Source organism: Bdellovibrio sp. HCB337 (genome assembly GCF_047302465.1).
Classification (GTDB): domain Bacteria; phylum Bdellovibrionota; class Bdellovibrionia; order Bdellovibrionales; family Bdellovibrionaceae; genus JACMRP01.
The window spans coordinates 2,806,171-2,822,961 of record NZ_CP178621.1 but is presented as its reverse complement, the minus strand read 5'-3'; the positions used below and the strand labels follow the sequence as shown (position 1 = coordinate 2,822,961).

The following is a 16,791-nucleotide window of genomic DNA, read 5'->3' as shown; positions in this document are numbered from 1 at the left end:
TATGGAGCTATTGGAAGAACACCTGAGTGATCAGATCAAAATCTTTAACCGGCATTTGAAAACTCAAACACATCAATTGAGTACTGAAGGAGTCCATCAGTTGCGGATCAGTACTCGTAGGTTACGGGCTGTTCTGAGTCTCTTAGATGAGAGTGGTTATAAAATTTCGCCAGATGTCAGCTCTTCGTTAAAACTTCTCAGACAATCCCTTGGGGGGCGTCGGCAATGGGACGTAGCTTTAAAGGGAGCCAAAAAATATCACTTAAAAGAAGAACGACTTCGAAAAAAACAAGCGACGGCGGGAATTCTTTTGAAGGACGCAATAATGAATTCGGATGTTCAAAAATTGCCAAAGTCTTTGCAAGCGTTGGATCGAAGCTTGAAGAGTAAAAAAATCCAAGTAAAGAAGACAAGTCTTCAGAAAATGCGCAAGAACCTTAAGCACTGGCTGTCCCATAAAAAACTCAATGTGCACGAAATGCACGAGCTTCGTATCGCCACCAAAAAAATACGTTATGCTTTTGAAGCTTTGGATCTGCCGACAGAGAAGTTGGAAGAACTTCAGGACCACTTAGGAAAAAGCCATGATCTTTTGATTCTGTGCGAGTATTTTGACACTCCTAAGTCTGTCAAAAGAGACGAAAAGCGAGAGCGGAAAAAGGCTAAAAAGCAAATTCGTCCAGCTTTACGATCAAGCCTTGATGTGCTGGAGTCGCTTCGCTAAGCTTTTAGTATGAAGAAATACCTATTTGCACTGATGATGGTGGGCGTGCTTGCTTGTACCTCCGAGGAAAGTGAAGTTAAAGCTTTAGCAATTGAAGAGGCTAAAGCACAATTCCAAGCGGAAGTCCGCGAAGAAATGGCTAAGAACATCACGGGCAAGCCACATATTCAAACGACAGCAGTGCGTGTGTTTACAGAGAGATCAGACTTTGAAGTTCAAAAGTTAGATATGCAAGGGAACTCAGCCTTGGCGGTTGTTCAGGCGCTGGCGGTACCGGCAAAGGCACGTACAGCAATGATTGAAATCATGGGGAAGTTAGACCCTGCGAAGGAACGAAACTTCAATGTGCCTGACGCGCTCAAGATGACTTTGCAGAACCTAGAGATGACCGAGACCCGCAGTTTGCATGTCTATAAAGTCCGTCTGACAAAAAGCGATGGCTGGCATGTTGTGAAAGAGCAGAAATAAAAAAAAAGACCGGGGTTTCCCGGTCTTTTTCGTTTCGGCCTCTACTATTTGCCTCGGCAGATTTCATCGAGAGTTGCGTGGCTCTCAGTCTTTTTACCGCCGATTTTTTCTTTCCATTTTTGAAACTTTCCTGGCTCTTCAGGTGGAGTGCGCGTTGGCGCGCAACCTTTGATCGTTCCAAATTGTGCAGTCAGAAGAGTACGGTGAAGGACAGTTCTTTGTAGGTTCACATCAAGCTGTGCTTTGATCTTCGCAACAGAAGCGACAACCATTTGGTCGCGAGCTTGCAAAACATCAATCAAAGTTCCATTGCCCTGTTCGTAATCTTGGCGACGAATCTCGTAAACTTCAGACATTTGCAGTTCTGCTTGATTAGCAAGATCCAACTGGCGGCGAGCCTCTTGAAGGCTGCCAACCGTCGATTCGATGATACGAGTGTTCTCTTGTTGCAATTGCAGGTCTTGCAATTTGATAGAAGCAATACGGCGCTCATTCAACTCGTAAGTCGGGAACTGAGCAAAACCAAAGTTCATGCTGCCGTTAGCTTGCATGTCTTTAAATCCTGCATTTGAAGTTCCAACAGCACGGCTACCGACAGAAGCGCCATTGATGAAGCTAAATACTTTAGACCACTTTTGCAAAGTAGCAGCTTTTACCAAGTATTGAATTTGCGCTCTTTCCAAAGAAACAGTGTTGGCCTTTTGGATGCTGACTTGAAGTGGTTCAAACTCGAATGGAGAGTTTGCAATGTCACCTGGCTCAAGACGGATGTTCACTTCCAAAGGCAGAGACAAGAATTTGCGAATCGCGGCGATCTCTTGTTTGTTCAGCTCTGCCAACTGAGATGCTTTCACGCCCGCCATTTGTGCTTGAGCTTGAGTTTGTAAAAGATCAGAAACTGGAACAAGACCCACAGAGCTGCGTTGTTTTTGGTATTCAAAAACGTCTTGAAGATCATGATATTGACGTTGGTAAATTTCTTGAATCTGACGGTCAGCAACCATTGTGAAGTACAAAGACACCGCAGAGCTATACACGTTCAATTGGATCGCGTTGTAAGAGATCTTTTCTGCTTCGAAAAGATTTTTCTCGGTATAGAAGTTGTACCAGTTTGAAGGCACCAAGAAGGGAACCAAAAAGTCGATAGAGGCAAGAACAAAACCGCCACCACTAAAGCTCAGTAGGCCACCAAGATTCAAAGAAGGAAGCAGGTTGGCGCGTGCGATGTTTACCTGATCTTTGGCATCATGAACTGCGTAGAGTGCTTGCAAAAGTTCAAGGTTGTTTCTTAGCAATTGAGATTGCAAAGAGTTTTGATTCAAAACAAAAGAGTCACCGCTGTAGGTAGGCATTGTGGGAGCGGGAGTTGCTGCGAATGTTTGCGAGCAAATTAGGGCGATACTCAATACTACAATCTTCAGTAATTTCATAAATGATCCTCTGACCGGCATCGTTTGAGTTGGAACAAGAACTTATATGCCAATCACGATGCTGCGGGGACATCATTCCTCGAAAAGGGTAAACTTTTCAAGTCACAAACGCCTTTGCCTTGGACGCTGCGTAGACCGGACAAACGTTTGTTTGCGAGAAATGAGGGGGAAAAGCCCGTTTTGGTGGCATTTTGAACCGACCTCCCGCAGCCCGATTCGGGTCATTCTCAAGCTATTTTCATCTGTTAAAAATGGGTAAAAAACAGATGGACAGGGGACCTATATGGAATAGGATTTCGAGCTTAGTCTTTAGGAGGACACCTATGAAATCCATCATTGCTCTTTTGGCGTTAACTGCCGGCCTTTCTCAAGCTCATGCCGACACTATGAATTGCACTATTAAAGAAGGCGGAGCTCAAACTCGCGAAACCAAAGTTCAACACGTCTATGACCCCGCCGTGGCTCATGCATTTACTACCTTTGACAGCGCTTACGCGACCGGCTTTGTTGCCGTGAACCGTGGTTATGGCGTTGTGAATGTAGTGAGCAGAGAGACTCAGCGTTCGTCTTCGTTTTATGGCAAAATTGGTGGTGGTAATATCATCGGCGGGACACTTTATATCGGTAAAGATGATAGTTCTTGGTTCAACGTTGAGTGCCAGTAGTTGTTAGTTCGGTTCGGTAAGCTTCAAAATAAAAAGGGCGCCTTAACAGCGCCCTTTTTGTTTTTTATTGTTATTAAATTTTAAAAGCCGACGTTGATAATCGGGGAGATCGCAAACGTTCCTTTGTGATGGAAATTTATAAGACCGATTTGAATGCCGTGAAGATTGTCAGCCACGTTTACAAGACCAATCTGAAATCCATAAACTTCTTTCGCGCGGTTATAGAGACCAATTTGGAAACCATAGATGTCGGTGAATGGGGCAATGTTCGCAAGCAATGCCAGCTGCAAACCGCTGACCGTCGAAGCTGCCGATTGGTAGTTCACACCCGCTGTGATTTGAAAACCATAGACGCTGGTTTTGTTATTGTTGATGTTGGCTAGACCCGCAAGCTGCAGGCCAAGGATATTGGTTTCGCCGCGAGTGTTATTGAAAATCCCTGATACGCCGATCCCTGTAAAAGTCTGATCGGTGATATTGCCAAGCACACCGACGTCTAGGCCGTATACGTCGCGATGCTTACCCCAAAGAACACTGGCACGAACACCAGTGACTGAGAAATCACTCGGAGGAAACTGAATCGGTGGCACAATCGCCACTGATACCGGGGAGAGAGCCGCTTGGGCTGCGTTAAAGTGGAAGAGACCTGCTACAAAAATAAAAAGGCTTACATATTTTCTCATGCGTCCATTGTAGGCAGGAACAGCATAAAAACATAGTAAGCCCTAGACTTAAGTGGCAGGTTTTCTAGATCTTAGTCTGCGCAAACAGCGAAAGAAAAATCAGAATCTGCAAGACGATCCATCCAGTAGTCCACACAACCACCAGAGTCATATTGGCTGCACTCAGGAACGTTGTTTGAAAGTTGACCGTTCGTGCAAGTTCTTACACGAGAAGTGCCACCGCAAGTGTAGCTAGGACCCATGTCTTTGCTAGGATTTGCAGTGTAGTAGAATTTAGCGCTAGCACCGTCTGGGATAACAACGCCATCAACGCTCACGCAGTCAGCTGCTTTTGCGTTAACTGTGAATGCCATGAAGAAAGCCAAAGTCGTCACGAATGATTTCATGCGGATCTCCTTAAAATTTAGACAGGCTCAAAATTGGGGGGAGAGCCTGCCTTGGGGTTTGGGGTCGATTTCAAGCGCAATATACCCGAAAGTGTTCCATATAAAAGTTAAGACTTTGTTAGGGTTCTATTTGGAACCTAAACTTGTAAATTCCACTTGGAAGCGGCGTAGATACGGCCGTTCACTTGGATTTCGATAATGTGCACACCCGAGTAGTACTTGCGTGTTGTAATGGGTTTGAGGTGATGACGCTTATGGATACTGATGGTTTCCCCAGGTTTCATCGTCACGGATTTGAGTTTAAACACTTTTGGGGCCGTTTCTTTATTCGCCTTCACATGATGAACGACATAGTCCACGATCAGCTTTTGCGGTTTTTTCGCCTGTGATTGCAGCTTAAATTCAAATTCGATTTTCTCATTCATCTTAAAAGCCTGCTTTTGCAGCTTCAGACCGCTGACTTTGACCTTCACTTTGTGGTCTGCGCCAATAAGTTCCAAGGCCTTCGGGTTCCCGTCTTTGATCAACGTGCGAAGTGCCCGGTGGGTAATCCATTCGACTTTTTCTTGATGAGCTTTGCCGGCGGACTTTTGCCACTTCTTTAATAGGCTTAGCAAAACCTCGGGATTGTCTTTTGCGATATCATTTAAGTGATTGGCGACACTTTTTCTGACGTAAAGTTCTTCGTCGTGTTTTAAGTTTTCTAAAATTGGCAAAGCCGGTTTTGGATTCTTCACGAAGGTATCCAGGCGTTCACCCCAAGGCAAGCGAGGACGCGAGCCTTCAGAGGCCCAACGGCGCACGTGCACATTTTTGTCGGTGCTGCATTTTAAGAGAAATGCCATTGTTTGCTCGGGATGTTTTTTAATAAAGGGTCTAACCGCAAACTCGCTGGTGAAGAGTTGCGTGAGTTCAAAAAGCGCCTTCAGAGAAAGCTCAGGATGATCCAAACCATAAGTCTGTACAAACTCGGTATAAGGCCACAGATCAAAGCCTTTGATTTTACCAGGCTTCAAGGATTTAAGCAGAGTATTGACCGCTTGTTTAAAATCTTGGGGAAGCTGCGCACGCAATTGATCTCGAACCAATTGCACGCGGGGTTTTAACTCTAAAGGATCCAACTTCGGGGCGAGAGCCACAAATGTTTTATGATCAAATTTAGGATCAGCACTTTTGAGGGATTCTGCCATTCTTTGCAGTAAATCTTTGTTGATCCAGAATTTAAAAGCGTTCGGATTTTCTTCTTTTTTCATACTCGAGCCTCGTTGGGGCTGATATAACTACTAAGCATGGGTTCTAGTCAAATCATGAAAATAGCTGTGGTGGGGAATATTGCCGGGGGTAAGAGTCGCTTAAGCCGAGCGCTTTCTCGCGTGCATTCTTTGCCTTTGACCCATGTCGATAGCATTCAGTTTTTGCCAGGAATGAAGATTCGCCCTTTAGATGAAACTCGCAAGGCGCTTCTTCAGGTTACCAGCCAAGACAGCTGGATTATTGATGGTTATGGGCCTTTGGATCTGATTGAAAAACGTTTTCAGGCTGCAGACCGAGTCGTTTTTGTGGATTTTCCGATCTGGCGTCATTACTGGTGGTGTAGCAAGCGGCAAGTGAGCAACCTATGGAGTCGCCGGGAAGAGTTGCCGGAGGACTGTAGCGAATTGACCTGGGAGCATACCGTTAAGCTTTATAAAACGTTGTGGCAGATGCACACTAAGATGCGTCCTGAGCTTCTCAGGATATTCGCCAGGGATAATTTGAAAAACAAAATGATTATTGTGCGCAGTCTTTCAGAATGGAAGACTCTTTCGCAACAAGGCCTTTCGCTTTAGGCCTTGTTGTAAGAGAACACGCGACCTTTTTCCTCGAGAATTTTTTTTGTCTCACTCCAGCTTGGAAGCTGGTCACCCTCAAAAGTATAGATTCTGATTTCGGTTGCAATGCTGCTAGATTGCTTCATGGCATGTAAATGATATCCAGAGTGAGCAAACGCTTTTGCGTCAGCAGGGGATTCCCACGCGCTAGCTGTATAATGAAGATAGCCAAAGCCCGTGTTTTTCATTTTGCGAAAACCTTTTTGCTTTCGCGCTTGAAGGGTGATGTTAAATCCCATCCAAGAGAGTTTAAAAAATCCCCAGAGGCTTCTGAGGCGCAGCGAAGTCACGGTGATAGTCATGGTTGCTTGTCTCCAAGTTTGTATCCTCAGCATTGGATATGTTATGGTAATTGTCAAAGGCGGCAAAAGAAGGGCTAGACAATGGCGAAGAAAAAAATCTCGAAGCAGGATGAGCTTGATAAAACCTTTTTAGCTCTCAAAAAGAAAATAAAGCCTTATCAGAAAAAAATGAAAGTCCTCTTGGACAAGCCTCATCGCTATGAGTTGTGCAGTACTGCAGATTATGAAGTGACTTCAGAACGCACGGGCAAAACGACTAAAAAGAAAGACCCGTATTTTGTCGGACTGATTTTGCAAAGAACCTACGTCGGCTTCTATTTTATGGCCCCTTATATCGAAAAAGGCTTTATGGACGATTTTTCCGAAGCTATGCAGAAAAGACTTAAGGGAAAATCTTGTTTTTACTTTAAATCCACGGAAGAGGTTGGCCCCGAAGTCGATCGCCTGCTTAAAAAAGGTTACGCTGTTTTTAAGAAACGTGGGCTTCTTTAGAAATTCTTGTCCTCAAACTTTCACTGGGTCTTAATCCATTTTCTGTAAGAATAAAAACTTGAAACCAACATAGATTGGCAAAGGAGTTTTTATGTTTGAAAGTAAAAGAGCCATCTGGGACGCCAGTGACTGTGCCCTTATTCTGATCGACTACCAAGAAGAAATGTTTCGCAAACTTCGCTCTTCGGATCCTGCACTTGTAGAACTGAATGTATGCAATCTTACAAAAGCAGCAGTGGCATTTGATATTCCAGTCATTTTGAGCACCGTGGGTGTAAAAATGGGAGTCAATGGTCCCACGATTGAACGCCTGCGCAGAGAACTTCCAGGTGTTACTGAAATTGATCGTAGCTCTATGAATGCATGGGAAGATCATGCGTTCTTGAAAGCTGTCAAAGCGACTGAAAAAACACGTTTAGTGTTTTGCGCGCTTTGGACTGAAATTTGTTTGGCGTATCCTGTCATTGAAGCCCTCAGAGCCGATTATGAAGTTTGCATCGTCGTAGACGCTGTCGGTGGAGAATCTAAAGTAGAACATGATGTCGCGATTTCAAGAATGGTTCACGCGGGTGCAATTCCAAATACAACGACCGCGATGATTGCAGAGTGGTTCCGTGATTGGAAAGCGCCACTTGCGGTTAAAGGACGCGAAATCTTGGTCTCTCATTGGTCCGAGAAGGCGCGGCTGTCGGCGTCGGTGGACTCAAGCAATCCTCGGTCGCAAACACCTTACAGTGAAGAACCACCACATCCTCGCCACTAAATATTTATGAGTGGACTGCCGGATCACAATAAAATTCGGCAGTTTCTCTGTCAGTAAAAAAGAAGGACAGTTTTATGAAGCGAAGCTTGTTGCTTGTCAGCCTTTGTACTGATTGCGGCTGATATAATTTTCTCAGGAGGACACTATGGGAACTAAAACAGGAACTCAAGAGACAACCAATAGTAAGGGAACGCAAAAACCTCAGCCAAAACCTGCGGATCAGAAGCCGACTCAAAAAAACAAAGAGAATGAAAAAGACACCAGTTTCGTCGGCGGTATGGACGATGATACTCGCAGACCAGATATGGATATCGATGAAGAAGAAGACGACGAAGACATCAATCCAGGAAATGTTTAACTTATTGGAGCGTATGCATGCAAAAGATCACACCACATCTATGGTTTAATAAAAATGCCGAAGAGGCAGTAAAATTCTATACGTCCATTTTCAAGAACTCGAAAGTTCTGCAAACGGCCCACTATGGAGCGGCGGGAGCTGAAGTTTCGGGTATGCCCCAAGGATCGGTGATGACGATTCACTTTCAACTGGAAGGACAAGATTTTATTGCGCTTAATGGCGGCCCAGAGTTTCAGTTTACTCATGCGATTTCTTTGCTAGTGAACTGTGAAACGCAAGAAGAAGTCGATGCTTTGTGGAGAAAACTCTCTGGCGAGGGTGGAGAGTCCGAACCTTGCGGCTGGGTGAAGGATAAATTCGGAGTTTCGTGGCAAGTTGTGCCGAGTATTCTTGAAAAAATGGTGTCAGACAAAGTAGACCCGGTAAGGGCCGAGAAAGTCATGACAGCGATGCTTAAGATGAAGAAGCTTGATATTGCGGAGCTTGAGCGGGCGTACAACGATGTTTAGGTTAGGAATTATTAGCGCGTTCTTGGTGTTGATGGCATCGCATGCATTCAGTGCTGAAACCGAAGATATGACAGATCTTGCGACCGCCGCCGAGGCTGATGAGGTCACGCCAAAACTAGAAGGTCGTCCTTGGAATGAGTTCGAGAACGACTTTCTCACTATGCGTTTTGGTTACGGATTCCTGGTTGATACAGCAACCTACATGCAAGACGAAGAGAGTCGTCAGCAAATGGATTTAGAGCCCAAGGCGTATCTACGCGATTTGCGTTTCATTTTGAAAGGGCGCTTCAAGCATGCGCCCCGATTGTCATACTCTTTGGGGTATATGTATGACGGAAACACCGAAGAGTGGCGTTTTCGTCAGACGGGAATCATGATCAATGTACCTGAGCACAATGGAGATTTCTTCATTGGTCGTACCAAAGAAACCTTTTCAACCAGTAAAATCATGGTGGGGTATTTTGGATGGACCAATGAGCGTTCCACTGCGAATGATGCTTTCTTGCCGATTCTTGCAGATGGTCTTAAGTGGACGGGGTTCGGTTTTGGAAAAAAACTTGTATACAGCGCGGGTGTTTTTACCAATGTGATGACTCCGAAAGTGCAGAGCTATGCAAAGAATGATCACCAGGTAACCGCGAAAGCTGTATGGTTGCCACTTAAAAACACGGATAGCCCTAGCGTACTTCATTTGGCGATGGGGCTTCGTCATGGGGTCGCTCTGCAGGGAAATTTTCAATACAGATCTAAACCAGAATCATATTCGGCAAATACTTATGCGATCGACACCGGTAAATTTCCTGGTAAGGCCTCTGATATGTTGGGCTTAGAAGTTTACTATCAGCCGGGATCTTTAATGTTCGGTAGTGAGTATTACTGGAATCAGGTAACCTCCGCCGAAACGCAAAATCCACTTTTTCATGGTGGCGAAGTTTTTATGTCCTATTTATTTACGGGCGAAAAACATCCTTATAACGAGCGCGGTTATTTCAATGCCGTCGTTCCTTCGCGTTCGGCTTTTGCAGGAGGATACGGGGCATTAGAGTTTGTGCTTCGCTATTCCTATTCGGATCTCGATTCAAAACTCATTCAGGGCGGACGATTCTGGCGTATCACTCCGATGTTTAACTGGTATCTGTCGGAGTTTGTGCGTCTTGAGTTTGTCTACGGTTACAGTGAACTCGATCGTTTTGACCTACGTGGCAACACGCAATACTTCCAAACTCGGTTTCAGTTCACACTGTAAACCACAATCGTAAAGACAAAGCCCGAAGTTTTTGCTTCGGGCCCTGAGAAAAAGCTAACCTTGCTTTGCCAAGTAGTCGTCGAGCTTGTCGAACGAACCTGTCCAGCCTTGAGTCATGCCGGCTTTTGCTTTGATGAAAGTATCGAGCTCTTCCGGAGTTGTTGCTCCGTATGTTTCCCAAGTTATTGTCACGCGGGTTCTGTTCGGTCCTTCTTCTGTGAGATTCACAGTCGTCAGCATCGTTGCTGGCCACGTAGGAGCCATCGGGTGGCGTGCCATATTTTCTTTTTCATCGCAGAACTGTTGGGTGTATTTCACGCGATGAGGTTTATCCATTTCTAGGTAATGTGCGCGTCCATACATTTTCATTTGTCCATTCGTCATAAAATAGAATGAGTTTCCGCCAGGCTTGATGTCAGCACGGATAAACTCCATGTTAAATCCTGTCGGTGCCAGCCACTGAGAGAAATGTTTTGGATTTGTCCACATTTCATACATAAGGCTGATAGGGGCGTCGAAGCTGCGGTTAATGACAAACTGCTCTTTGTTCTCGGTTTCTTTGCCAAGGTATTCCGCAAGACGGTCCCAAGTCGAATCGCCACCAGCTTTTTTGATAAACTTGCGGGTTTCTGCAGCGGCCTCGGCAGTTGCCAACGCCATAGTCATGTCCATTTTGGTTTTGCCTTTGGTTTCCGAGAAGTTCACGGTGACACGAAAGAGCGGTGCTTGCTCATCGTTGCCACCATGATCATAAACCAAGCGCGCGTACTTTTCGACCTCATGGTATTTGGTTTTGTTCACCCAGTCTGTACCATCGGGACCATGCATAGTGTAGTGCCAATGGCCTCCGACGCGAAGGTCTTTGCTATGAGTGGTCAGAGTAAAGCCGCGGGGGCCCCACCACTGAGCCACTTGTTTTGGATCGGTCCACGCATCCCACACCATTTTTACAGGGGCGTCGTAGATTCGTTCAATATAGATTTCGTTGGGTTTATTTTTTGCGGCCATGTTTCTTTCCTTTCGGTTCTTTCTTTGCAGTCATAGTTTTTAAGTAAGCATCGAGGCGATCAAAACTCTCTTCCCAGAAGACACGGTATTGCTCCATCCAATCCGCGACGTCTTTGAGTCCGTCCGCATTGAGTTTGCAAGGGCGCCATTGGGCTTCTTTTGTTTTTGTAACGAGTCCCGCTTTCTCTAAAACTTTAAGATGTTTCGTGATCGCCGGAAGACTCATGTCTTTCAGAAACGGTTTGGCAAGATCCGAAACATTAGCTTCACCTTTAGAGAGATGAGCAAGCATGGCTCGTCGAGTAGGGTCGGCAAGAGCTGCGAACGTTTGGCTGAGATGGTCTTGCATATTTTACCTTTCGGTTAATTAACTACTTAGTTAAGTATAGGTCGAAACTAACCGCCTGTCAAATGGGGGTGTAACCTGTTGAAATTACATGGTTATAAAAACCCATTGCATATCATTAGAAAATATTCTAATGATATGGGGTATGAAGGAACTCGAGCTTTTAACTACCGATAATCAGCGTAAGGCGTTCTTGCATCCTCTGCGAAGCAAGATCTTAGGGATGCTGGCACAGCAGCCGCTGACAATTACGAAGGTGGCTCAAGAGCTCAAGGTTCATCCGGCAAATTTGACTCATCATTTTCGCAAACTTCAAGATGCGGGTCTTATTGTTGTTCATGAAGAGCGTGATATTGGCAAAGTGATTGAACGTTACTATGTGGCAGTAGCACGTGCTTTTGAAATTCAGCAAGAGGCTAACGGGGCCAATGCCAAGGTGTTATCGTTTTTGAAAAACGATTTGGCGGCTTCGATTCCGAACATAAAAACCGACGATTCGGAAAAAGTTCTAGGGCTGATTCAAAGAGCGCGACTAGATGAGGATACCTTTAATGAGTTTGCAAAGGAACTACAGGCTTTGGTGAAAAAGTTCGCCGAGAAGTCCAAGGATGAGGGCGACACTTATGCCCTTAACCTCAGCCTTTATCCGCACTCGGTGGATTATGGACCGCTTAAGAAAATTCATATTACGAAAAGAAAAGAGAAATCGAAATGAGTCCACGAGAATTAAAAAATACTTTGGGTGCATTGTTGATGCTTCTTGCAGGAGCATGTGCTTCGGGCTCGTCGACAGAAAGTAAAAAGAGAGAACCGCAAATGAGCGAATTAGAAAATAAAATAAAAACAATTCAAACTACATCGTCAATGCCAGGTCTGCAAGTCTTGGTCACTGAAGGCGAGAAAACCGTTTTTGAATATACAAATGGCATCAGAGCCGAGGGGCGACCAGAAACTGTGACCTCAAATGATCAATGGCATATTGGGTCGTGCACAAAGCCTATGACGGCATTTTTGATTGGGCGATTGGTGGACGCCAAGATTATTACTTGGCAGACAACTTTGTCTGAGATTGCGCCTAAAAATTATCAGTTAGACCCTTCGGTACGTGGAATTACAGTCGAACAATTGCTTTCCCATAAGTCGGGGTTGGCAGTGATCACTGATCCTGAAAATGGAAAAATTTGGGGCGAGTCTTATACAGATAAGATGACTCCACAAGTTGCACGAGAAAAGTTGGTAAAGTCTGCTTTAAAAATTCCGGTAAGATTTCAACCCGGTTCTAAGTTCGAGTACAGTAATACTGGCTATATCGTTTTAGGATGGATCGTCGAGCAAAAGCGGGGTGAAAGCTGGGAACAAGTGATACAAAAAGAATTGTTCCAAAGATTCGCCATGAACTCTTGTGGGTTCGGCCCCGCAGGTAGTGAAGATTTAAAATCTGCGAAACAACCCTGGTCACATATTTTAGAAAACAATCGTCTGGTTGCTTTGCCTCCGGGGCTTCAGGCAGACAACCCTCCGGCTTTGGGGCCGGCGGGGACCGTGCATTGTGGTGTTCGTGATTGGCACAAGTTTTCAAAACTCTTTATCGACAATGAAGGAGTTCGCTCGGGATTCTTGACCCAAGCCACTTACGACAAGCTGCTAAGTAACGACGGAAATGAAATGACGACCTTTAGTTCAATGGGTCGCTATGATCGACCTTGGGCAAAGGGACCAGCTTTTGCGATGGCAGGAAGCAATACCTATAACTTTGCAATTGTTGCGATTGCTCCAAACCGTCGTCGTATTTATACAATCAACACCAATGCGGGTCATGAGAAGGCCGACCAAGCAGCCGCACAGATTTTGAAACTGGTGGCTGACCTGGAGTAATTTTTGTTTAGATTTTTACAAAGATAGAACGTTCGATAGCTAGATGTAGGGCGCGTCGATATTGTCTGGGAAAAATCTTTCTCCTACACTCTTCTTATATCTTTTTATAGGGGAGTCAGATGCAGAAGTTCACGTCACAACTTGTGTTGGGTGTTTTATTAACTTTTACCGCTCAGTCAGTTTTTGCAAAAAGCGATATGGGCCAAGGACGATTGTTCTTAGGATCAACACAAGCGGATCCTAAAGAACTCAATACCGAGCTTACCACTCAAGGTATTAAGAACGTTGAACTGAACAATAAGTTTGGTGTCGAGATCACATTCCCAACTTTTGAATATCTGAATTTGGGTCTTCGTTATACCTACAACTTGATCAGCAATGACGAAGAGACGCCGGATCCAAACACCGACTATCTAGCGAAAGCTACTCAAAGCTCGTTTTTAGGTGTTGCACGCGTTCCTTTCTATAAAAATGACTTTGTTCACTTGGATGTTTTTGCGGGCATCGGCGTGAACAACTTAAGCTACTCGATCAAAACTGCTTCCCAAGACGGTAAGCTTGAGCAAAGCACAATCCCTACGTACGCAGCGGGTGCTTCCGCTTCATTTGGTTTCAAAAAATACTTTGTCTTCTTTGAAGGTGGTTACGAGAGCAATCTTGCGAAGGACCTTAAGACTTCAGGCAATATCAACGCGAACGTCACTAAGATCGACCTTACGGGTTCCTACTTTGTGATCGGCTTGATGTTTGACGGCATTCCGATATTCAAAATGTAGTAGAAAGCTATACTTCGGTCCTAGGTTCGTAAATTCAAGGGTTTAGCAATGACAGGAGCGTTCAGACACAGTGTCGTAGTCGGAACGCTCCTTTTATTTTGAGTAAGGCCTTTGGTCTAGATCCTTCTCTACAGGACTCTTAGGAATCATCTTTATTATTTACAGTAGAAGAGTAGAAAGAAACTACTCAAAGGAGTCTCGCTTGAAATTTGTTTCTATTATTGCCGCGGCTATTTTTCTTGTGTCCTGTGTAACTAGTCATAACTCTTCACAGGTTGCCGCAGGTACAGCCCAAGAACAAAGTGCTCGTACGCCATCGGCAACGAGTGACCTTACTGGAACTTTTTTAGGTGAAGGTCTTTACTCGAATCGCACGACAGGTCTTCGTCGCCCAGCGATGCGTATTTATCTTGATCGCGTTCAGGGGGAGTCTAACAGCTACCACGCAGTACTTGTAGAATACGATCAATTGTTAAACATGGGACTTCCTTACATCGCTGCACAAAAAGCCCCGGCTTTGAATAAAGTGATCGGTTACTTGGATAAGATTGCGACTCGTATCTCTGCCTATAAACTTATTCCAAGTCAAAAAAGTGGTACTTACCAAATGCACAACTTGGAAGTACGCAATGGTCAAATCGTTCCGGTATTAGCACCATCCATGCACTTGATCTTGGATCCTGCAAATAAAGAGAGCAATCCATTGGCAGGAGCAACGATCTCTGGAAATCCTGAAGGACCGATCTCGTTCCCAAGCGAATCTGATGAGCAAATGGGTTCTTTGAAAAACTTGGTCGATGTTTTAAATATCAGCCAATACAAGTTGGCAGCTGTGATCTATAAAAAAGCTCACTTGGGTTCTTCTTGGCGCGGTAACTGGAATGACCTCGAAGGTTCTTACCTTTCAGAGTATGGTCGTTTCACAGACGGCGTTCTTGAGTTGTATTCAGTGAACGGACAAAAAAGACATAAGTTCATCAAGACAAATACTACGAAAGCTAAGTACTTCACAAATCCGAAGTCTGCTGCGATCGAAGGTGAATATCTTACGACAGAGCCAATTCCTAAAATGTACATTCTAACTTCTGCGAACAAAGTAAAGACGGCGAGTGATAAGGAAATGACAGGTCGTATCGGTGTCTTCTTGGACGTTTTCGATGCATCTGCTCCTGAGGCTGGCGGTCACATGGTGACAGAGCTTGCACACATCAACCCACAAGATCCTGAAGATTTCATGATGTACTACGAGCATCCACAGCATTTGAAAAACGTGGGCGTAGAACCTAAGAAATAAGAACCAAAATTAGAAAACTCAAGAACCCCAAGAAGAAATTCTTGGGGTTTTTTCTTTTAAACAAGACATTGTATTCAAAATTTCCATGGTAGTCCTTTCTAGAGGGGGACCACCATGTGTTACTCGGCGAGCGTGAGCTACGGTTCTGCAGCGGTTTTGATGGCAACGGGGGCCGTAACAACTTTTAAGAATAACTCAAAACAACAGCGGATGGTTGCTGCGATTCCCTTTCTGTTTGGTCTGCAGCAGGTCGCCGAAGGCATCGTATGGCAGAGCATGGGGCACGAGTCCGCGAACTCATTGCGTGACCTAGGAGTCTTCATGTTCCTGACGTTTGCGCTGGTGATTTGGCCGACGTGGCTGCCATGGTCTTTCTATCCCATTGAAACCAACACAAACCGAAAACGGATTCTGAAAGTGATCGGAGTGACAGGCGTTGGTGTTTCAATCTTGGTGGCGTCGGTGCTCTACAGTATCAATGTTAAAGCCTACATCGCTGGTCACAGCTTGGCCTATGCCTTTCCAGGCTTTCAGCGTAGCTGGCCCGCAAACATAGAGGCTTTGTTGTATTTTACGGCGACGGTAGTGCCATTTTTTATTTCGAGCTTAAGAACCATAAAAATAGCGGGCTACTTAGTATTCGGAAGTATGCTTCTTGCAAAAGCTATTAATCGCGAGACTGAAACCTCGGTCTGGTGCTTCTTTGCGGCGCTCATCAGTTTTTATATCGCCGTCAATGTCCTGTGGCTGCAAAAAGGAAAGCTCAGTTAGACTTTCCGAGCTTCCATATAAAACCCGCGTGGCACGTTCGGAATATGGCGCGGTGCTGTTGGGAATGGCCACCTAGTTGGGGCAAACTCGCCAGCTTGGGTAGCAACTGCGTCCCAGCCAAGGCTTTTCATCATCATCTCGGGCTCGTTGGTGCCGAACTTCCAAGGCGCTCCGATGCTTTTCAAGAATTGCAACTGATTGACCATGTAGGGCGCATCTAGCAGCGTTTGAGTGAGGATATCAAAGAGCATGTAGTCTTTAGTTGAAGCTAGCGAATTGATTTTTTGGAAAACGCTCATGACTTGGGATTCTTCCAAGTACATCAGAAGTCCCTCAACAAGCCACAATGTTGGTACTTCTTTTTTGAAGCCTGCTTGCAGAAGATGCGGAACCCAATCTGTCGCAAGATCAACGGGGATTCTATGAAGTTGGCAGTGAAGTTGAGCTTTGCTGAGCTTGTCTTGTTTGTAATTAAGAACTTCTTTGCGATCTAACTCAAAGATGGTTGTGCCTTCTGGAAACGGCAAGCGATACGCACGCGTGTCCATACCAGCTGCGAGCATGACGATTTGTCTGACGCCGTTTTGGACTGCCTGATTGATTTTTGTATCCATGTAAGCTGTACGGATCGCAATCGCTGGTTGATCACCAGAAGCAGCGATGGCTTTTTGCAAAAGGTCTTTGCCTTCGTCTCCGGCTAAAAGCTCAGCATAAGGATCTACGAATAAACGGCCTTGTTCTTCGGTGCGATTTGTTTCAACGGCGCGCATGGCGGCTGTAAGTAGTGATGTCTTTGCAATTGAATCCATGACTTAGTTCCGTTC

22 protein-coding genes are annotated in these 16,791 nt (G+C 45.1%); 14 read left to right on the top strand and 8 right to left on the bottom strand.

Annotation, left to right across the window (positions count from 1 at the left end; genetic code table 11):
- Position 1: 1 nt before the first annotated feature.
- On the top strand, positions 2-724 hold the full coding sequence (locus ACLWBB_RS13605) for a CHAD domain-containing protein (protein WP_413288080.1): 723 nt from the start codon (positions 2-4) through the stop codon (positions 722-724).
- A 9-nt stretch (positions 725-733) separates the two neighbouring features.
- Positions 734-1,192, top strand: coding sequence for a hypothetical protein (locus ACLWBB_RS13600; protein WP_413288079.1), 459 nt, complete (start codon positions 734-736; stop codon positions 1,190-1,192).
- A gap of 44 nt (positions 1,193-1,236) precedes the next feature.
- Here ACLWBB_RS13600 and ACLWBB_RS13595 read toward each other — a convergent pair whose 3' ends face one another.
- Entirely contained in the window at positions 1,237-2,622 is a 1,386-nt protein-coding gene (locus tag ACLWBB_RS13595; RefSeq protein ID WP_413288078.1) for a TolC family protein, read from the bottom strand.
- 323 nt (positions 2,623-2,945) lie between these two features.
- Between ACLWBB_RS13595 and ACLWBB_RS13590 the strand changes: the two genes are divergently transcribed.
- Positions 2,946-3,287 (top strand): hypothetical protein, encoded by a 342-nt coding sequence (locus ACLWBB_RS13590; RefSeq protein WP_413288077.1) that lies wholly within the window; start codon positions 2,946-2,948, stop codon positions 3,285-3,287.
- Between the two features lie 80 nt (positions 3,288-3,367).
- Here ACLWBB_RS13590 and ACLWBB_RS13585 read toward each other — a convergent pair whose 3' ends face one another.
- The 3 genes from ACLWBB_RS13585 to ACLWBB_RS13575 all read right to left on the bottom strand — a co-directional run bounded on the left by ACLWBB_RS13585 (position 3,368) and on the right by ACLWBB_RS13575 (position 5,609).
- Positions 3,368-3,970 carry an LA_2272 family surface repeat-containing protein gene (locus tag ACLWBB_RS13585; RefSeq protein ID WP_413288076.1) on the bottom strand — a complete coding sequence of 201 codons (603 nt, stop codon included), beginning with the start codon at positions 3,968-3,970 and terminating at the stop codon, positions 3,368-3,370.
- A gap of 71 nt (positions 3,971-4,041) precedes the next feature.
- On the bottom strand, positions 4,042-4,356 hold the full coding sequence (locus ACLWBB_RS13580) for a hypothetical protein (protein ID WP_413288075.1): 315 nt from the start codon (positions 4,354-4,356) through the stop codon (positions 4,042-4,044).
- A gap of 137 nt (positions 4,357-4,493) precedes the next feature.
- Positions 4,494-5,609 (bottom strand): DNA alkylation repair protein, encoded by a 1,116-nt coding sequence (locus ACLWBB_RS13575; protein WP_413288074.1) that lies wholly within the window; start codon positions 5,607-5,609, stop codon positions 4,494-4,496.
- A gap of 54 nt (positions 5,610-5,663) precedes the next feature.
- On the opposite strand from ACLWBB_RS13575, the gene ACLWBB_RS13570 reads away from it, so the two are divergent.
- Entirely contained in the window at positions 5,664-6,185 is a 522-nt protein-coding gene (locus ACLWBB_RS13570; RefSeq protein WP_413288073.1) for a flagellar protein FlaR, read from the top strand.
- Here ACLWBB_RS13570 and ACLWBB_RS13565 read toward each other — a convergent pair.
- On the bottom strand, positions 6,182-6,529 hold the full coding sequence (locus ACLWBB_RS13565; RefSeq protein WP_413288072.1) for a DUF3291 domain-containing protein: 348 nt from the start codon (positions 6,527-6,529) through the stop codon (positions 6,182-6,184). The genes ACLWBB_RS13570 and ACLWBB_RS13565 overlap by 4 nt on opposite strands.
- Positions 6,530-6,610: 81 nt before the next feature.
- Here ACLWBB_RS13565 and ACLWBB_RS13560 point away from each other — a divergent pair, with 81 nt between their 5' ends.
- From ACLWBB_RS13560 to ACLWBB_RS13540, 5 genes are all read left to right on the top strand, one after another.
- On the top strand, positions 6,611-7,021 hold the full coding sequence (locus ACLWBB_RS13560; protein ID WP_413288071.1) for a hypothetical protein: 411 nt from the start codon (positions 6,611-6,613) through the stop codon (positions 7,019-7,021).
- A 91-nt stretch (positions 7,022-7,112) separates the two neighbouring features.
- Positions 7,113-7,784, top strand: coding sequence for an isochorismatase family protein (locus ACLWBB_RS13555; RefSeq protein ID WP_413288070.1), 672 nt, complete (start codon positions 7,113-7,115; stop codon positions 7,782-7,784).
- 145 nt (positions 7,785-7,929) lie between these two features.
- Positions 7,930-8,142: a hypothetical protein gene (locus ACLWBB_RS13550; RefSeq protein ID WP_413288069.1), complete on the top strand. Its 213-nt coding sequence runs from the start codon at positions 7,930-7,932 to the stop codon at positions 8,140-8,142.
- 17 nt (positions 8,143-8,159) lie between these two features.
- Positions 8,160-8,651 (top strand): VOC family protein, encoded by a 492-nt coding sequence (locus ACLWBB_RS13545; protein WP_413288068.1) that lies wholly within the window; start codon positions 8,160-8,162, stop codon positions 8,649-8,651.
- Positions 8,644-9,897: an OprO/OprP family phosphate-selective porin gene (locus ACLWBB_RS13540; RefSeq protein ID WP_413288067.1), complete on the top strand. Its 1,254-nt coding sequence runs from the start codon at positions 8,644-8,646 to the stop codon at positions 9,895-9,897. Before ACLWBB_RS13545 ends, ACLWBB_RS13540 begins: the two co-directional genes overlap by 8 nt.
- Positions 9,898-9,951: 54 nt before the next feature.
- On the opposite strand, the gene ACLWBB_RS13535 is transcribed toward ACLWBB_RS13540, so the two are convergent.
- Both ACLWBB_RS13535 and ACLWBB_RS13530 read right to left on the bottom strand, forming a co-directional pair.
- Entirely contained in the window at positions 9,952-10,905 is a 954-nt protein-coding gene (locus ACLWBB_RS13535; protein ID WP_413288066.1) for an SRPBCC family protein, read from the bottom strand.
- Positions 10,889-11,254: an ArsR/SmtB family transcription factor gene (locus tag ACLWBB_RS13530; protein WP_413288065.1), complete on the bottom strand. Its 366-nt coding sequence runs from the start codon at positions 11,252-11,254 to the stop codon at positions 10,889-10,891. The genes ACLWBB_RS13535 and ACLWBB_RS13530 overlap by 17 nt, the downstream gene beginning before the upstream one ends.
- A 142-nt stretch (positions 11,255-11,396) precedes the next feature.
- Here ACLWBB_RS13530 and ACLWBB_RS13525 point away from each other — a divergent pair, with 142 nt between their 5' ends.
- The 5 genes from ACLWBB_RS13525 (at position 11,397) to ACLWBB_RS13505 (ending at position 15,967) form a co-directional block, all read left to right on the top strand.
- Complete coding sequence (locus ACLWBB_RS13525) at positions 11,397-11,966, top strand: helix-turn-helix domain-containing protein (RefSeq protein WP_413288064.1); 570 nt, start codon at positions 11,397-11,399, stop codon at positions 11,964-11,966.
- The gene (locus ACLWBB_RS13520; RefSeq protein WP_413288063.1) at positions 11,963-13,126 is read left to right on the top strand and encodes a serine hydrolase domain-containing protein; all 1,164 of its coding nucleotides are present in this window, start codon (positions 11,963-11,965) and stop codon (positions 13,124-13,126) included. The genes ACLWBB_RS13525 and ACLWBB_RS13520 overlap by 4 nt, the downstream gene beginning before the upstream one ends.
- 119 nt (positions 13,127-13,245) lie before the next feature.
- Positions 13,246-13,902 carry a hypothetical protein gene (locus ACLWBB_RS13515; RefSeq protein ID WP_413288062.1) on the top strand — a complete coding sequence of 219 codons (657 nt, stop codon included), beginning with the start codon at positions 13,246-13,248 and terminating at the stop codon, positions 13,900-13,902.
- Positions 13,903-14,104: 202 nt separating this feature from the next.
- Positions 14,105-15,196 carry a hypothetical protein gene (locus ACLWBB_RS13510; protein WP_413288061.1) on the top strand — a complete coding sequence of 364 codons (1,092 nt, stop codon included), beginning with the start codon at positions 14,105-14,107 and terminating at the stop codon, positions 15,194-15,196.
- Positions 15,197-15,310: 114 nt separating this feature from the next.
- Complete coding sequence (locus ACLWBB_RS13505) at positions 15,311-15,967, top strand: DUF6629 family protein (RefSeq protein WP_413288059.1); 657 nt, start codon at positions 15,311-15,313, stop codon at positions 15,965-15,967.
- On the opposite strand, the gene ACLWBB_RS13500 is transcribed toward ACLWBB_RS13505, so the two are convergent.
- Entirely contained in the window at positions 15,964-16,776 is an 813-nt protein-coding gene (locus tag ACLWBB_RS13500; protein WP_413288058.1) for a class I SAM-dependent methyltransferase, read from the bottom strand. The genes ACLWBB_RS13505 and ACLWBB_RS13500 overlap by 4 nt on opposite strands.
- Positions 16,777-16,791: the final 15 nt, after the last annotated feature.

Coding starts and splice junctions, on each gene's coding strand:
- ACLWBB_RS13585 (WP_413288076.1), bottom strand. CDS start 3,970: ATGAGAAAATATGTAAGCCTTTTTATTTTTGTAGCAGGTCTCTTCCAC.
- ACLWBB_RS13590 (WP_413288077.1), top strand. CDS start 2,946: ATGAAATCCATCATTGCTCTTTTGGCGTTAACTGCCGGCCTTTCTCAA.
- ACLWBB_RS13530 (WP_413288065.1), bottom strand. CDS start 11,254: ATGCAAGACCATCTCAGCCAAACGTTCGCAGCTCTTGCCGACCCTACT.
- ACLWBB_RS13550 (WP_413288069.1), top strand. CDS start 7,930: ATGGGAACTAAAACAGGAACTCAAGAGACAACCAATAGTAAGGGAACG.
- ACLWBB_RS13570 (WP_413288073.1), top strand. CDS start 5,664: ATGAAAATAGCTGTGGTGGGGAATATTGCCGGGGGTAAGAGTCGCTTA.
- ACLWBB_RS13515 (WP_413288062.1), top strand. CDS start 13,246: ATGCAGAAGTTCACGTCACAACTTGTGTTGGGTGTTTTATTAACTTTT.
- ACLWBB_RS13575 (WP_413288074.1), bottom strand. CDS start 5,609: ATGAAAAAAGAAGAAAATCCGAACGCTTTTAAATTCTGGATCAACAAA.
- ACLWBB_RS13540 (WP_413288067.1), top strand. CDS start 8,644: ATGTTTAGGTTAGGAATTATTAGCGCGTTCTTGGTGTTGATGGCATCG.
- ACLWBB_RS13520 (WP_413288063.1), top strand. CDS start 11,963: ATGAGTCCACGAGAATTAAAAAATACTTTGGGTGCATTGTTGATGCTT.
- ACLWBB_RS13580 (WP_413288075.1), bottom strand. CDS start 4,356: ATGAAATCATTCGTGACGACTTTGGCTTTCTTCATGGCATTCACAGTT.
- ACLWBB_RS13555 (WP_413288070.1), top strand. CDS start 7,113: ATGTTTGAAAGTAAAAGAGCCATCTGGGACGCCAGTGACTGTGCCCTT.
- ACLWBB_RS13545 (WP_413288068.1), top strand. CDS start 8,160: ATGCAAAAGATCACACCACATCTATGGTTTAATAAAAATGCCGAAGAG.
- ACLWBB_RS13525 (WP_413288064.1), top strand. CDS start 11,397: ATGAAGGAACTCGAGCTTTTAACTACCGATAATCAGCGTAAGGCGTTC.
- ACLWBB_RS13505 (WP_413288059.1), top strand. CDS start 15,311: ATGTGTTACTCGGCGAGCGTGAGCTACGGTTCTGCAGCGGTTTTGATG.
- ACLWBB_RS13565 (WP_413288072.1), bottom strand. CDS start 6,529: ATGACTATCACCGTGACTTCGCTGCGCCTCAGAAGCCTCTGGGGATTT.
- ACLWBB_RS13595 (WP_413288078.1), bottom strand. CDS start 2,622: ATGAAATTACTGAAGATTGTAGTATTGAGTATCGCCCTAATTTGCTCG.
- ACLWBB_RS13560 (WP_413288071.1), top strand. CDS start 6,611: ATGGCGAAGAAAAAAATCTCGAAGCAGGATGAGCTTGATAAAACCTTT.
- ACLWBB_RS13535 (WP_413288066.1), bottom strand. CDS start 10,905: ATGGCCGCAAAAAATAAACCCAACGAAATCTATATTGAACGAATCTAC.
- ACLWBB_RS13600 (WP_413288079.1), top strand. CDS start 734: ATGAAGAAATACCTATTTGCACTGATGATGGTGGGCGTGCTTGCTTGT.
- ACLWBB_RS13500 (WP_413288058.1), bottom strand. CDS start 16,776: ATGGATTCAATTGCAAAGACATCACTACTTACAGCCGCCATGCGCGCC.
- ACLWBB_RS13605 (WP_413288080.1), top strand. CDS start 2: ATGGAGCTATTGGAAGAACACCTGAGTGATCAGATCAAAATCTTTAAC.